General features: G+C 70.5%; 13 protein-coding genes and 1 tRNA gene. 6 read left to right on the top strand and 8 right to left on the bottom strand.

Going from position 1 to position 14,662, the window contains the following annotated elements; translation table 11 throughout:
• Window positions 1-82: 82 nt before the first annotated feature.
• The gene (locus BM145_RS07495) at window positions 83-907 is read left to right on the top strand and encodes a class I mannose-6-phosphate isomerase (protein WP_093332969.1); all 825 of its coding nucleotides are present in this window, start codon (window positions 83-85) and stop codon (window positions 905-907) included.
• 288 nt (window positions 908-1,195) lie between these two features.
• On the opposite strand, the gene BM145_RS07490 is transcribed toward BM145_RS07495, so the two are convergent.
• The 4 genes from BM145_RS07490 to yajC all read right to left on the bottom strand — a co-directional run bounded on the left by BM145_RS07490 (window position 1,196) and on the right by yajC (window position 4,671).
• Window positions 1,196-1,570 carry an Mth938-like domain-containing protein gene (locus BM145_RS07490; protein WP_093332967.1) on the bottom strand — a complete coding sequence of 125 codons (375 nt, stop codon included), beginning with the start codon at window positions 1,568-1,570 and terminating at the stop codon, window positions 1,196-1,198.
• Window positions 1,571-1,585: 15 nt separating this feature from the next.
• A complete protein-coding gene (gene secF / locus BM145_RS07485; protein ID WP_093332966.1) occupies window positions 1,586-2,569 on the bottom strand; it encodes a protein translocase subunit SecF in 984 nt (327 codons plus the stop codon).
• A 165-nt stretch (window positions 2,570-2,734) separates the two neighbouring features.
• Window positions 2,735-4,336, bottom strand: a complete 1,602-nt coding sequence (secD, locus tag BM145_RS07480) for a protein translocase subunit SecD (protein ID WP_093332964.1) — start codon at window positions 4,334-4,336, stop codon at window positions 2,735-2,737.
• Window positions 4,336-4,671: a preprotein translocase subunit YajC gene (yajC, locus tag BM145_RS07475; protein ID WP_093332962.1), complete on the bottom strand. Its 336-nt coding sequence runs from the start codon at window positions 4,669-4,671 to the stop codon at window positions 4,336-4,338. The genes secD and yajC overlap by 1 nt, the downstream gene beginning before the upstream one ends.
• A gap of 167 nt (window positions 4,672-4,838) precedes the next feature.
• Here yajC and BM145_RS07470 point away from each other — a divergent pair.
• Together BM145_RS07470 and BM145_RS07465 are read left to right on the top strand one after the other, a co-directional pair.
• Window positions 4,839-4,915 (top strand) — tRNA-Pro (locus BM145_RS07470).
• 167 nt (window positions 4,916-5,082) lie between these two features.
• The gene (locus BM145_RS07465) at window positions 5,083-5,817 is read left to right on the top strand and encodes a haloacid dehalogenase type II (RefSeq protein WP_093332960.1); all 735 of its coding nucleotides are present in this window, start codon (window positions 5,083-5,085) and stop codon (window positions 5,815-5,817) included.
• On the opposite strand, the gene BM145_RS07460 is transcribed toward BM145_RS07465, so the two are convergent.
• The gene (locus BM145_RS07460) at window positions 5,814-6,911 is read right to left on the bottom strand and encodes a serine hydrolase domain-containing protein (RefSeq protein ID WP_093332959.1); all 1,098 of its coding nucleotides are present in this window, start codon (window positions 6,909-6,911) and stop codon (window positions 5,814-5,816) included. The genes BM145_RS07465 and BM145_RS07460 overlap by 4 nt on opposite strands.
• Window positions 6,912-6,996: 85 nt before the next feature.
• On the opposite strand from BM145_RS07460, the gene BM145_RS07455 reads away from it, so the two are divergent.
• The gene (locus tag BM145_RS07455) at window positions 6,997-8,733 is read left to right on the top strand and encodes a tryptophan-rich sensory protein (RefSeq protein ID WP_093332957.1); all 1,737 of its coding nucleotides are present in this window, start codon (window positions 6,997-6,999) and stop codon (window positions 8,731-8,733) included.
• Window positions 8,730-9,089 carry a thiol-disulfide oxidoreductase DCC family protein gene (locus tag BM145_RS07450; protein ID WP_093332955.1) on the top strand — a complete coding sequence of 120 codons (360 nt, stop codon included), beginning with the start codon at window positions 8,730-8,732 and terminating at the stop codon, window positions 9,087-9,089. Before BM145_RS07455 ends, BM145_RS07450 begins: the two co-directional genes overlap by 4 nt.
• A gap of 36 nt (window positions 9,090-9,125) precedes the next feature.
• Here BM145_RS07450 and BM145_RS07445 read toward each other — a convergent pair whose 3' ends face one another.
• Window positions 9,126-10,112 (bottom strand): aldo/keto reductase, encoded by a 987-nt coding sequence (locus BM145_RS07445; protein ID WP_093332953.1) that lies wholly within the window; start codon window positions 10,110-10,112, stop codon window positions 9,126-9,128.
• A gap of 115 nt (window positions 10,113-10,227) precedes the next feature.
• On the bottom strand, window positions 10,228-10,608 hold the full coding sequence (locus tag BM145_RS07440) for a hypothetical protein (protein ID WP_245739165.1): 381 nt from the start codon (window positions 10,606-10,608) through the stop codon (window positions 10,228-10,230).
• Window positions 10,609-10,824: 216 nt separating this feature from the next.
• On the opposite strand from BM145_RS07440, the gene BM145_RS07435 reads away from it, so the two are divergent.
• Complete coding sequence (locus tag BM145_RS07435) at window positions 10,825-11,103, top strand: hypothetical protein (protein ID WP_093332952.1); 279 nt, start codon at window positions 10,825-10,827, stop codon at window positions 11,101-11,103.
• A gap of 184 nt (window positions 11,104-11,287) precedes the next feature.
• On the opposite strand, the gene BM145_RS07430 is transcribed toward BM145_RS07435, so the two are convergent.
• Window positions 11,288-14,620 (bottom strand): amidohydrolase family protein, encoded by a 3,333-nt coding sequence (locus BM145_RS07430; protein WP_093333188.1) that lies wholly within the window; start codon window positions 14,618-14,620, stop codon window positions 11,288-11,290.
• Window positions 14,621-14,662: the final 42 nt, after the last annotated feature.

The raw sequence follows: 14,662 nt of genomic DNA, 5'->3' as shown, positions 1-14,662 counted from the left end.
GCGCGGTCGTTGCCGGTGTGAAACGGATGCGGCAGGACAAGCGTTCGCTGCCTCGAAAACCGTTCCCGGAGTTCGCCGTTCCATGCCCGCGACCAAGTTGAAGACCACCCGCGTCGAGAAGCCCTGGGGGCGGCACGACCTGTTTCCCGGCTTCCCGGATCAGCCCGCCGACCGTGACCCGATCGGCGAGGTGTGGTTCCAGCAGCCCGGCGACACTAAGCCCGACCTGCTCATCAAATACCTGTTCCCCGGCCAGAAACTGTCGGTGCAGGTCCATCCCGACGACGAGCAGGCGCATGCCCGTGGCCTGCCGCGCGGCAAGGACGAGTGCTGGACAATCCTGCAGGCGACCGACGACGCGGCGATCGCCGTCGGCACGAAGGCGCCGATGAGCAAGGAGGCGCTGCGGACGGCCGCGCTGGACGGATCGATCGAGCAGGACCTGCACTGGCAGCCGGTGCACGCCGGCGACTTCATGTACTGCGCCAGCGGCACCATCCACGCGATCGGCGGCGGCCTGACGTGCATCGAGGTGCAGCAGAATTCGGAAACGACCTACCGCCTCTACGATTACGGCAGCGACCGGGAACTGCACCTGGACGATGGGGTGGAGGTGGCGAACCCGGTGCCCTACGTGCCCGTCGCGCCGCCGGAGACGGTGTCCGACACGCGCACCATCATGGTCGAGGGGCCGAAATTCGTGCTGGAGCGGTGCAAGGGCGGCGACCGCCGCGTCGCGTTGCCGGAGGGCACCACCGCCTGGGTGGTGCCGATCACCGGCGGCGGCGAGGTCGCAGGGCTGTCGTTCGCGGCGGGCGAGTGCGTGACGGTGACGGGCAGCGAGACGATCGCGGCGGCGGAAGGGGCGGATTACCTGCTCGCCTATGCGGGCAAGACGCGGCTGTAGGGTGGTTTGTTTAGGTCGGATTATCTGTCGGGACTTCGTGATCTTGCACCCCGGCGAAGGCCGGGGCCCAGGTGGGCGGACCTATGGGACGAAGCGCGGCGACCCGCCATGAGCGTCTCCCAACTGGGCCCCGGCCTTCGCCGGGGTGCAACCAAGCTGGAAGTGGGCCGGTCTTAACCTATTGCCGTGGACCCGCACTCGACCCGGCGTAGTAGTGCTGCGAGCACACTGCGGATCGAGCTAAAAGTGACGAAGGAGGGGCGGTCGGTACCCTCTGTCTGATCCGGCTCACACGTCGAGCGGATAGAGCGCCGCGGCGATCCGCCGGCCCTCGGCGCGCAGGACGCCCCAGGCGCGCGCGGCGGCGCGGCTGTCCATCGGCTCGACGCCGATCCCGCGCGCCTCCATCGCCCGCACGAAGGCGGCGGGTGGACGGCGCAGCGTCGCGCCGGTGCCGAGCAACAGGAACTCCGGATGCGGATCGAGCGCCGGCTCGACCGAGTCGACGGTGATCGCCTCCATCGCCGGCGGTGCCCAGTCCATCGCGCGCGCCTCCGTCAGCAGCAGCGACGGCGCCACCGTCACGTCGTCGAGCCGATACCCCGCGGCGGTGAAACCCCGGATCTCCGGACCGGTCAGCGGCTGGCCGCGCTCGACGCGCATCGGATCAGCCCCGCCTCAACGCTGCTGCCGGGGAACGACGCGCTCGGCGTCGCTGATCCGCGTCTTGTCGGTCGTGCCCGGCTTCTCGCGATTCGGCTCGGCGCGCAGGCCCAGCGAAATCAGCAGCGACGACGACACGTAGATCGACGAGTAGGTGCCCACGAAGATGCCCAGGATCATCGCCGCGGTGAAGCCGCGCAGCACGTGGCCGCCGAGCAGCAGCAGCGCCAGGAGCGCGAGCAGGATGGTGAGCGAGGTCATCACCGTGCGCGGCAGCGTCTCGTTGACCGACAGGTTGATGATCTCGCGCATCTCCATCTTGCGGTATCGGCGCATGTTCTCGCGGATACGGTCGTCGATCACGATCTTGTCGTTGATCGAGTAGCCGATGATGGTGAGGAACGCGGCGACAATGTTCAGGTCGACCTCGAACTGGGTCAGCGCGAAGAAGCCGAGCGTCATCAGCAGGTCGTGGACGATCGCGACGATGGTCGACACGCCGAACTGCCATTCGAAGCGGAAGATTGCGAACAGGCCGATGCCGAGCACCGCCAGCACCACCGCGAGCAGGCCGTTGCGGATCAGCTCGTTGGATACCTTGCCCGATACGGTCGAGTAGCGGCGGAACTCGGCGCCGGGGAACGCCTGGCCAAGCGCGGTCTCCACCTTGCGCACCGCGGCGTTGGTCGCGCCCTCGTCGCCCTCCGACTGCACGGGCAGGCGGATGGTGATCGTGCGCGGGTCGCCGAACTGCTGGAGCGACGCCTCGCCAACGCCGAGCCCGTCGACGGTGGAGCGGACGCGGTCGAGATCGGGCACGGTGGCGAACCGCTCCTCGATCATCAGGCCGCCCTCAAAGTCGACGCCGAAGTTCAGGCCCTTGGCGAAGACGAGCCCCACCGCGAGGAGCGACAGCGCGAGCGTCAGTCCGAACGCCCAGCCGCGCAGGCGGACGAAATCGATGTTGGTGTCGTCGGGGACGAGCTTCAGGAGTTTCATATCAAAAATCCGTCACGCCGGAGCGACTTGCCGTTTCTCCGTTCGTGGTGAGGAGGAATTGAGCCAAGGCGAAAGCCCGTCTCGAGCCAGATGTCCTTCGAGACGCCGCTTCGACTTCGCCCAGCGGCTCCTCAGGACGAACGGCGAGGGTGGATCGGCTGCCGATCATATGTTGATCGTCTTGGGCTTGGTGCGGCGAACCCACAGCGCGACCAGCATCCGGGTGAAGGTGACCGCGGTGAACACCGACGTCGCGATGCCGATCAGCAGAACGACCGCGAAGCCCTTCACCGGGCCGGAGCCCAGCACGAACATGATGATGCCCGAGATCGCGTGGGTGACGTTCGCCTCGAAGATCGTGCGGCTCGCCTCCTTGTAGCCGAGCTCGACCGCCTGGACGACCGATCGCCCGCGGCGTCGCTCCTCCCGGATACGTTCGTTGATGAGGACGTTGGCGTCGACCGCGGTGCCGATCGTCAGCACGAAGCCGGCGATGCCGGGCAGCGTCAGCGTGCCGTTGATGAGCGCCAGCACGCCGACAATCACGAACACGTTGATGACCACCGCCAGGTTCGCATAGGCGCCGAAGCGGCCGTAGGTCACCAGCATGAACGCGACCACCAGCACGACCGCGACCGCCGAGGCGAGGATGCCGGCGCGGATCGAATCGGCGCCGAGATCGGGGCCGACGGTCGATTCCTCGACGATCTTGAGGTCGACCGGCAGCTTGCCCGAGCGCAGCGCGATGGCGAGCTCGTTGGCCGATTCGACGGTGAAGTTGCCGAAGATCGACGCGCGCCCACCCAGGATCGGCTCGTTGATCGAGGGGGCCGAGATCACCTGGTTGTCGAGGATGATGGCGAACTGCTTGCCCGCATTCTCCTGCGTCACCCGCGCGAAACGGGTGCCGCCGGGCCCGTTGAAGGTCAGCGCGACCTGCGGCGCGTTGGTCTGCTGGTCGAAGGTCTGCTGCGCGTCGGTGATCTGGTCACCGGTGAGGATCGTCTGGCGCTTGAGCGCGATGAACGGCACGCCTTGCGGATTGGTCGGGTAGGGCAGGATGATGCTGCCGGCCGGCGCCTGGCGCTGTTGGAGCTGCTGGATCGTCGCGGTGTCGTCGACCAGCTTGAAATCGAGCTTGGCGGTCTTGCCGATCAGCGCCTTGAGGCCGGCGGGGTCCTTCAGACCCGGCACCTGCACGACGATGCGGTTCGACCCTTGCCGGATGATCGTCGGCTCGCGCGTGCCGAGCGCGTCGATGCGGCGGCGCACGACCTCGGTCGCGTCACCCATCGCGGTCTCGATCGCCTGAGCGAGCCCGGCCTGCGTCTGCTTGAGCACGAAGCGGCTCGAATCGACGACCTGGATGTCCCACTCGCGCTGGCCCGACATGCCGGCGCCGCCGCCGGTGATGCTGAGCAGCTTCTCGCGCGCGGCGTCGACCTGGCTGGGATCGCGCAGCAGGAAGCTGATCTGACCACCGCGCGTCGAGATGTCGCCGATGCCGATGCGCGGCGTGCCGCGGCGCATCTCCGCCTGGATCTGGTCGCGCATCGCCTCCAGCCGGGTCGCGGCGAGGTCGTTCACGTCCGCCTCCAGCAGCAGGTAGCTGCCGCCGGCGAGGTCGAGGCCGAAATTGATCTTGGGCGCGCGTTGCAGCCACGCAGGCCCCCGGCCCTCCGGAACGAAGCTCGGCACCGACAGCGCGACGAGCGCCGCGAGCAGCGCCCAGATCGACCAGACCTTCCAGCGAGGGAAGTCGAGCATCAGTCGTTCGCCGGCTTGGCGGTCGGGTTGACCACCTCGGTCAGCGTCGCCTTGACGACGCGGACGCGGGTGTTGGCCGCGATCTCGACCTCCACGTACGCGTCCTCGACCTTGGTGACGCGGCCGACGATGCCGCCGGCGGTGACGACCTGGTCACCCTTCTTCACCGCCTCGATCGAGGCCTGGAGCGCCTTCATCCGACGCTGCTGCGGCCGGATCATCAGGAAATAGAAGACGACGAAGACGAGGAGCAGCGGCGCGAGGCTGAGAAAGCCCGCGGCCCCGCCCGTCTCGGCGGCGCCCGCGGTCTGGGCGTAGGCGGATGAAATGAACATGTGGTCCCGACGTGACTGTAGCGGCCGAGGCGCCGCACGTGGGGCTGCCCGCTATCACCGGTGGGCGCGCATGGCAATCGCGCCGCCGATATGCCGGGTTGCATCGCGCGGCGACCCCGCGTAGAGGCCCGCGCTCGGAACCGGGCCGCTCGGCCTGGTTCCCCGGTCGGGACGTAGCGCAGCCTGGTAGCGCATCACACTGGGGGTGTGGGGGTCGCAGGTTCGAATCCTGTCGTCCCGACCAATTCACGACATCGGGGCCTGGGCCAAGGGCGAAGCCCGCACGCGGCGACCGCTGCGACTCAATCGACCTTGCTCGCCGCCGCCGACCGCGGCACGGATGGACCCTCGTCGAGGAGGCCGTCATGTCGAGGATCATCGTGTTGGTCACGAGTGCGTCGGAGCGGGGCGATGCGCGATAGCCCCGGCGTGGCCGTGCCGCGCGCGCTCGCCTTCGACGTGTTCGGGACCGTGGTCGATTGGCGCGCGGGTGTGGCACGCGAATCGGGGCAATTCCTCCGCGCGATCGGACGGGCGGAGGTGGACGCCGCCGTCTTCGCCGACGATTGGCGCGCGCGCTACCAGCCGGCAATGGCGGCGGTGCGCGACGGCGCGCGCGATTTCGTCGTCCTGGACGTCCTCCACCGCGAGATGCTGGTCGACGTTCTGCGCGCGTACGACGTCGATCCCGGCAGCCTCGACGGTGCGTTGCTCGACGATTGGGCGCGCGCGTGGCACCGGCTCGATCCGTGGCCGGACGCGGTCGAGGGGTTGGCGCGTCTGCGGGCGCATGTGCCGGTGGTGACGCTGTCGAACGGCAACGTGGCGCTGATGTTGGCGATCGCGCGGCGCGGCGGGCTGGTGTGGGACGCGATCCTGGGCGCCGAGGTCACGCAACGCTACAAGCCGCTGCCCGAGGCCTATACGGCGACCGCCGCCATTCTGGGCGTGGCGCCGCACGAATTGTGCCTGGTCGCCGCGCACCACAGCGACCTGGCCGCGGCGCGCGATGCGGGCTTGCTGACCGCCTATGTCGATCGGCCGATGGAGCGCGGCGGCGCCCCGGCGCCCGACCGCCACCTGCGCCAGTCATGGGAGTGGCAGGTGACGAGCCTGATCGACCTGGCCGAGCAGCTTCACGGCTAACCCCGACGGATCGATGCCGGCGACCGACGCGCCGGCGGATGACCTGACGCGGACGGCGCGCCGATCTCCGCCGCGCGGATCACGCCGTCGGCGAGCAGGCGGTGCAGCGCATCGATATGGCCGGTGTCGCGCGCACCGTTGGGGTCGGACGTCATCACCACAGTCAGCCGCAGGTCGGGGACGACGTACACCATCTGCCCGCCATATCCCCAGGCGAAGCGCACGGGATGGCCGCGCACCTCCGTCAGGAACCAGCCATAGCCGTAGGGCTGGCCGCTCCACGGCGACACCGCGCGCGGCGTCCAGCTGGCCTCCACCCATCCCGCGGGTAGCACCCGCCGACCGTCCACCACGCCGTCCAGCCGGTACAGCTCGCCGAACCGGGCGAGCGCGCGCGGCGACAGGCGCATCTCGTTGCCGCCGAAAAAGATGCCCTGCGGGTCCGCGGGCCAGGACGGGATCGCGATGCCGAGCGGCTCGCCCAGCCAGGCGCGCGCGTTGGCCAGCGTGCTGCGGCCGCTCGCCCGCGTCAGCGCCGCCGACAGCAGGTGGGTCGACCCGGTCGAGTAGAGCATCGCCGTGCCCGGATCGGCGACGAACGGCCGCGACAGCGCGTATCGGACCCAATGGGGAGTCGACACCCAGCGGCCGTAATATTCGCCGGAGGTGCGCTCCAGCCCCGCCTGCATCGACAGGAGGTTGCCGATCGTCACCCGCGCTAGGCGTGGATCGGGGTCGGCGGGCGCGTCGGCGCGGAGCAGCGGCAGGATCGGCTGGTCGACGCTGGCGAACACGCCGCGCGCGATCGCGATGCCGATCAGGGCCGACATCACCGACTTGGACGCCGACTTGATGTTGACCGGCCGGTCGAGCGCCGCGCCGCCGTTGAAGACGTGACCGGCGAGCGTCTCGCCGTCGCGCAGCACCAGCAGCGCGCGCAGCCGGGGCAGGCGGGCGGCGGTCGCCACCGTGCCGCGCATCGTCGCCGCGTCCAGCCCGCGCGTCGCGGCGCGGGCGACGGAGCGATCCGGCGCGGACGCGGGCACCTCGCACGAGGCGGTGAGCAGGAGCAGCAGCGGGAGGAGGCGACGCATGGCTCCGATGTCGTCCTTCGCGCGCGGCCTGCAAGATGGGCGATTTCCGCCGTTTCGATCGTTGGGCGCGCGAAGGAGATCGTTCATGCGCCCCCGCATCCTCGTCACCGGTGCCAGCGTCGCCGGCAACACCGCCGCCTGGTGGCTCGGCCAGTCCGGCTTCGACGTCACCGTGGTCGAGCGCGCGCCCGCGTTCCGCGACGGCGGTCAGAACATCGACGTGCGCGGTGCGGGGCGCGAGGTGCTGCGCCGCATGGGGCTGGAACGCGCGGCGCTCGACCGGGGCACCGGGGAGGAGGGGACGGTGTGGGTCGACGCCGAGGGCCGGGCGATGGCCAGTTTCCTCACCGCTGAGGGCCAAGCGGACGGCCCCACCGCCGAGATGGAGATCCTACGCGGCGACCTCGCGCGGCTGCTCTACGAACCCGCACGCGAGCACGCCACCTATCGCTTCGGCGACCATGTCGCGGCGGTGGAGCAGGACGGGGAGGGCGTGTCGGTGACCTTCGCCGGCGGTGCGACCGAACGGTACGCGGCGGTGATCGTGGCCGAGGGTGTCGGCTCGACCACGCGGCAGCTCGTCTTTCCCGGTGAGAACGCGGACCGCTGGATGGACCTGACGATGGCCTATTTCACCATTCCGCGCGCGCCCGACGACGACCGGACATGGCGCTGGTTCCACGCGCCGGGCGGGCGCAGCGTGTCGCTGCGACCGGACCGGCACGGCACGACGCGGGCGATGCTCTCGGTTCAGCAGCCGCCCGGCGGCGAGCCGGACTGGGACGTCGACCGGCAGAAGGCGTGGCTGCGCGAGCGGTTCGCCGATGCGGGCTGGCAGTCGGCGCGTGTGCTGGCCGGCATGGACGCGACCGACGACTTCTACCTCGACGTGCTGCGTCAAATTCGGATGGACCGCTGGTCGAACGGCAGGGTGGTGCTGACCGGCGACGCGGCCTGGTGCGCGACGCCGGTCGCGGGGCTGGGCACGACGCTGGCCGTCACCGGCGCCTATGTCCTGGCGGCGGAGATGGCGCGCACGGCCGACCTTTCGGCGGCGTTCGCCGCGTACGACCGGGCGATGCGGCCGATGGTGGAGGACGCACAGGGCGTGCCCAAGATCGCGCCGCGGTTGATGAACCCGCATAGCCGCACCGGCATCCGCCTGCTGCACGGCGCGCTCGCCGTCGCGAGCCGGCCGGCGGTGCGCGGCCTATCGGCCAAGCTGTTCGGGGGCGGGGCGAAGGAGCCCGACCTGTCGCGCTACGACGAGGCCGCGCGGCCCGATCCGCGGCCCGATCCCCGGCCGGCGAGCGGGGCGCCCGGCGCACTGTCGCGGCCGGTGGCGCTCGGCGTGGTGGCGCTGGTCCTGGGCGTCAGCGCGCTGGTCGGCCGGCGCAACGCGCCCGATCCGTCGCATCCGGGCATCCGCCGCTGGTACCGGCGGCTCGACAAGCCCGGCTTCACGCCGCCGGACGCGGTGTTCGGCGCGGTGTGGCCGGTGCTGGAGACGGGGCTCGCGGTCGGCGGCTACCGGCTGCTGCGCCGGCCCTCTGGCGCGGCGCGCAACACCGCGGTCGGCCTGTGGCTGGCGAACACGGCGATGATCGGCGGCTGGACCGCTCTGTTCTTTCGCCGCAAGCAGCTGGGCGCGAGCGCGGCGGCGTCGGGCGCGATGGTCGCGTCGAGCGCCGCCTACGTCGCCACCGCCGCCCGGGTGGACCGGCCGGCGGCGGCGACGGCCGTCCCACTCGTCGCCTGGCTCGGCTTCGCGACGCTGCTGGCCGAGCGCATCCGGCGCGACAATCCGGACGGCGGCCGGTGAGCCGGCTGACCGTGTGGCACGACGGCGCCTGCCCGCTGTGCCGACGCGAGATCGGCCTGATGCAGCGGCTGGACCGTGCCGGGCGGATCGCGTTCGTCGACGCGACCACCGGCGGCGGCGCCTGTCCGATCGACCGGCGCGACCTGCTGGCACGGTTTCACGCGCGGGAGGACGGCCGCATGCTGGTCGGTGCCGCCGCCTTCGCCGCGATGTGGCGGGAAATCCCGCTGCTCCGCCCGCTTGGCCTGGCGGCGCGCAACCGCGTCGTGCTGGCGGTGCTGGAGGCGGGATACGGCCGGTTCCTGCGGCTGCGGCCGATGCTGCAACGCGCCGCCCGATGGCTCGATCGCGGCTAGTCGGCGACCGCCGCGACCTCGATCCGCCGAACGCGTTTACCGGCCGAGCGCCGCCATCTGCGGCGCGGCGTAGCGCGTGCCCGTCGCGGCGCCCGCGGGCATGATCCGGTCGATCCGGGCGCGGTCCTCGTCCGTCAGCGTCACGTCCAGCGCGCCCAGATTCTCCTCCAGGTAGCGGCGACGCTTGGTGCCGGGGATCGGCACGATGTCGCTCCCTTGCGCCAGTACCCAGGCGAGCGCGAGCTGCGCGGGCGTGCAGCCCTTGTCGCGCGCGATCGCCTCGATCTCCTTGACCAGGTCCAGGTTCCTGGCGAACGCCTCGCCCTGGAAGCGCGGGTTGTTGCGGCGGTAATCGTCGGCGGGGATGTCGTCGGGCGTACGGAACTGCCCGGTCAGGAAGCCGCGGCCGAGCGGGCTGTAGGGCACGAAGCCGATGCCGAGCTCGCGTACCGTCGCCAGCAGCCCGTCCTCCGGATCGCGGCTCCACAGCGAATATTCGGTCTGGAGCGCGGTGATCGGGTGTACCGCGTGCGCGCGGCGGATCGTCTCCGGTGCGGCTTCCGACAGGCCGAGATACCGGACCTTGCCCGCCGTCACCAGCTCCGCCATGGCGCCGACCGTCTCCTCGATCGGCACGTCGGGATCGACGCGGTGCTGGTAGTAGAGATCGAACATGTCGAGGCCCGTGCGCCGCAGGCTCGCGTCGCAGGCCTGGCGGACATAGTCGGGCCGGCCGTTGATCCCCTGGAAGCTGCCGTCCTGCCCCCGCACGTTGCCGAACTTGGTGGCCACCACCACCCATTCGCGCCGTTCCCGCACGACGCGGCCGACCAGTTCCTCGTTGCGGCCCACGCCGTACATGTCGGCGGTGTCGAGAAAGGTCACGCCCAGGTCGAGCGCGCGATTGATCGTCGCCGTCGACTCGGCGTCGTCGCGCCCTTCGTAGAATTCGGACATGCCCATGCAGCCGAGGCCGAGGGCCGAGACTTCGAGCCCCTGGGAGCCGAGCTTGCGCATTTCCATGTCGATGCTTCCTGTGACTGTTGCCGGGCGCATAGCGGACGATCGGCAGGTCGCGTTCCCCGCGATCGGTCGGGCGGTGGCGCGGGGACGGCGATCCGCCCCCGCGGCCGGTCTTTTACGCCTTCTTGCGCGCGCGCTTCGGCGCGGCGGCGGCCTCGGCGTCCTCCTCCTCGTCGGGCTGGTCCTCACCCGCCTCGGTCAGCGCCTCGCCCAGCGCCTTCAGCTTCTCCTGATTCGTCTCGGCCTTGTCGGCGATCTTGGTGGTGGCGGCACCGAGCCGGTGGAGCAGCGCGTGGACGCGGTCGGCGTCGGGCGAGTCCTTTTCCAGCTGCTTGCGGAGCGACGCCAGGTCGCGCAGGATGCCCTTGGCCCCGGTCACGTCCAGGTCGGCCAGCGCGGCTTCCCAATCCTCGACCATGTCGGCGCCCTTGGCGGGCTTGGTGGCGTCGAGCCCCCGGTTGATCGCGTTCATCGTGCCTGCGAATTTGACGGCCATGTTCTGGGTCCTCCGGTTGCCGCGGGTGCGGCGGGGCGAGAACGACGCGGGCGGCCGTTATGTCCGCGTTTTTGCATGCATTATCATAGATCAAGTGGGTGGCGGCGGTGGATCCCGCTTCGCCGCTTGCGCGTGCGGCGCATCGGCATATCCTGCACCCAAACAAACAGGAGAGAGACGATGGCCCAGGCGACGGCACCCGCGACCGGTTCCCCCATGGCTCCCCCGGGCGCGTTGTCGGCGGAACCCGGCGTCGACAATGGCGACAAGAGCCTGGTGATCCTCCAGAGCCTGCTCTGCCTGTTGCGCGAGAAGAACCTGCTGACCCGCGCCGATATCGAGGAGCTGAGCGAGAAGGTAGCCACGCGCGCCGCCAACTGCGCCCGCGATCCGATGCCGTGCCGCGCCGGCGATGCGGTGGCCGCGGCGAGCGAGATGAGCGCGATCAACGCGTATATCGGCCAGCGCTACGGCGGCAAACACCGGCGGGGGTAAGGGGACGCGGACGGCGACCTGATCTTCCCCTGGAAGGGGAGGGGGACCGCCTGAAGGGCGGTGGAGGGGTGTCGCCGCTGGCGTTGATGCGCTCCATCGCCGCCGGCGACACCCCTTCGTCATGCCTGTGGCATGCCACCTCCCCTTGCAGGGGAGGATCGATGCCGTTGCGTGTTCGCGGACTCTATTTCCCCTCCCACCAGTAAGCCGGCCGCACGGCGTTGCCCGTCGCCACCTCGTTCATCGTTCGCGCGTCGTACAGTCGGCCGCCCTGCATCACTTGGCTCACCTTCTCGCTGTTCCTGATGTCGGCGGTCGGATCGGCGTCGAGCACCACCAGGTCGGCGAGCTTGCCCGGCTCGATCGAGCCGATGTCCTTGGCCATGCCAAGCGACCGCGCCGGCACGATCGTTCCCGCCGCCAGCGCCTCCACGGGCGTCATGCCGCCGCGCACGAAGCTCCACAGTTCCCAGTGCGCGCCGATCCCCGCCTGTTGGCCGTGCGCGCCGATCGAGACGAGCACGCCGCGCTTGGCCAGCTTCGCCGCCTCGCGCGCGTTGTCGTCGTCGACGTAATCGCTTTCTGGCGCGATCTGGCGGCGGGCGTTGTCGGCGAGGAGCTTGGCCGGCGGCGTGTGCGCCTTGAGCAGCGGTTGCGCGAACACGTCGGTATGCGCGCGCCAATAGGGATCGCCGGCGAGGCCGCCGAAGGTGACGATCAGCGTCGGCGTGTAATTGGTCCTGGTCTGCGGCACGAACTGGAGCACGTCGTCGTAGAAGCGCGACAGCGGGATATTGTGCTCCAGCGTCGAATTGCCGTCGGCGATCAGGTTCATGTCCTGGCCGAACAGCGAGCCGCCCTCCGCCACCACCTGCATGTTCTCGCGCCGGGCGGCCTCCACCACCTGCTGGCGCTGCTCGCGGCGCGGCTGGTTGTAGTTCTTCACGGAGCGCGCACCCTGCGCCTTCAGGCGGCGGACGTGCTGGAGCGCGTCGTCCAGCGAGTCGATCTGCGCGTACACGTCGGCGTTCTTGGCGCCGTAGACGATCTCGCCGGTGGAGAAGATGCGCGGCGCGAGGATCAGACCGGCGGCCTGCATCTCCTTGGCCGCGAAGATCTCCGCCGATCGGTTGGACGGATCGTGGATGGTGGTGGTGCCGAGCGCCAGGTTCTGGATCATCGACCAGTTCGCCTGCGGCACCACCTCGTCCTCGCCCGCCGGCCCGTGCGCGTGCGCGTCGACCAGGCCGGGGATGATCGTCTTGCCGGCCATGTCGACCACGGTCGCACCGGCGGGCACCGCCACGTCGCGGCCGACCGCGACGATGCGGTCGCCGCGGATCAGGATCGTCGCGCCGTCGACGACGCCGCCGTCCGCCGCCGCCATCGTCACCACGCGCGCGCCGGTCAGCGCGACGGTGGCGGTCGGCTTGGCCGCGACCTGTTCGGTGGCGAGCGACACGCCGGTCGTGGGAGCAGCGAACTTCGCCGCGTCCTTGGGCCGCGGCCCGGCCGCGAAGGCGTTGGCGGTCTCCACCGTGTAGACGGTCGGCCCCAGGCTCCAGTGCAGCCGCTGCCCGTCGTTCGACCAGTTGATGTAATCGGCGCCGTTGCGGCTGACGCGCGTCACCGGCAGCGCCTTGGCATCGCCCGCCAGCTCCACGGCCTGCGCGCCCGGCATCAGCGGCACCACGAACGCCTCGTAATTCTGGCGGAAGGCGACGTACTCGCCGGTTGGCGACACGATGTAATCGCTGACTAGGTCGCCCGACGCGTGGACACGCTTGGCGCTGCCCGACAGGTCGGTGGAGACGAGCTGGCGCTTGCCCTTCTCCTCGCCGATCATGAACACGCGGTCGTTGCCGCTGCCGAACTGCGGCGCGGCGAGGTCGCGCGCGATCAGCACCGGCGTGCCGCCCGCCGTGGCGACGCGGTACACACCGGCATTCTCACCCCAGCGCGGGCTGGTGAGGCCACCGCCGCGCCCGCGCTCGAACACGATGGTCTTACCGTCAGGCGAGAAGCGGGGGCGCGCGTAATGGCCCGGCTGCGCCGTCACGTCCTTGGCCGTGCCGCCACTGCCTGCGACCGTGCGGATGTGGCCCAGCCCCGAATCGGTCCAGCCGACGAAGGCGATCGTCCGCCCGTCGCGCGACCAGGTCGGGAACAGCTCCAGACCGTCGCCCCCTCGCGTCAGCCGCCGCGGCGCACCGCCCGCCATCGGCTTGATCCACAGCTTGCCCAGGCTCTCCCACACGACCTGGCGCCCGTCGGGCGAGACGGCGGCGAAGCGCGGCATCGCGGTGGTGAAGCGCGCGGGCGCGACCTCGACGGTCGGGTGCGGCGCGTCGATCACCCCGCGCGTGTCGTTTACCGCGAACGGGATCTCCGCCGCGCCCGACCCGTCGGCGTTCACCCGCCGGATCTTGCCGCCCGCCCAGAAGACGATCGAGCGGTTGTCCGGCGTCCACGCCATGTTGGGATAGACGCCGGTCACCGCCCAGGTCTCCTGCACGTCCTGGTCGAGGTCGTCGTAGACCTTGCGCTCCTCGCCGCTCGCCAGATCCTTCACGTAGAGCTTCGACCGCGTCGCCTCGCGCCGGACGAAGGCGATGTGCCGGCCGTCGGGCGACGGCGTCGGCCGCACCGATCCGCCCGCGCCCGTCACCGCCTTGGTCGTCTCGCCGGTGTCGAGGTCGTAGCGTTCGATGTCGAACAGCTCGGTATTCGAGTCCTGTGCGTACTCGAACACTGGTCCGGGCGTCACGTTGCGGGTGAAGAATACCGACTTGCCGTCGGCGGCGTAGATCGGCTCGCCCAGTTCCTTCTGGTGCTGCTCGTTCGGCCGCTTGACCAGCTGCACGCCCGCGCCGCCCGATACATGGTACATCCACACCTCGCCCGTGCCGAGGCTGCGGCCGGTGGTGAAATGCTTCTTGGCGACGATGAAGCGGCCGTCGGGGCTCCACGACGGCTGGTTGAGCAGGCGGAACTCCTCCGTCGTCACCTGCCGCTTGTCGCTGCCGTCGACGTTCATGATCCAGATATTGTCGCCGCCGCCGCGGTCCGACGTGAAGGCGATCCGCCGCCCGTCCGGCGAGAAGCGCGGCTGCACCTCCCAGGCCAGCCCCTCGGCGATCCGCGTCGGCGTGCCGCCGGTGATCGGCATGGTGTAGAGGTCGCCGAGCAGCGCGAAGGCGACCAGGCGACCGTCGGGATGCACGTCCAGGTCCATCCAGCTGCCCTCGCTGGTGCGGATCGGCACTTGGCGGATGGTGGCGCCCTGCGGTGCGTTGACGTCCCATTTGGCGGGGGTCGGCGTCGGCGTCGCGGCGGGGGCCGGGGCGGCGATGGTGCTCGCCACCGGTGTGGCCACGGCGATCGGCCGGATCGACTGATCCTCGGGCGCCTGGGTCGGCTCGACGCGGTCGGGCTGCTGCTGCGGCGGAACCTGCGCGAAGGCCTGATGCGCGGCGAGCGCGATCAGCGACGCGAACGCCAGACGAGTGCGATGCATATCCATTCTCTCCCTGTCGCCCCGACTATCGCGGGCGCGGGA

The sequence above is a fragment of the Sphingomonas rubra genome (assembly GCF_900115745.1).
Classification (GTDB): domain Bacteria; phylum Pseudomonadota; class Alphaproteobacteria; order Sphingomonadales; family Sphingomonadaceae; genus Sphingomonas; species Sphingomonas rubra.
The sequence above is the reverse complement of the archived record's forward strand: the minus strand, read 5'-3'. Positions and strand labels throughout refer to the sequence as shown.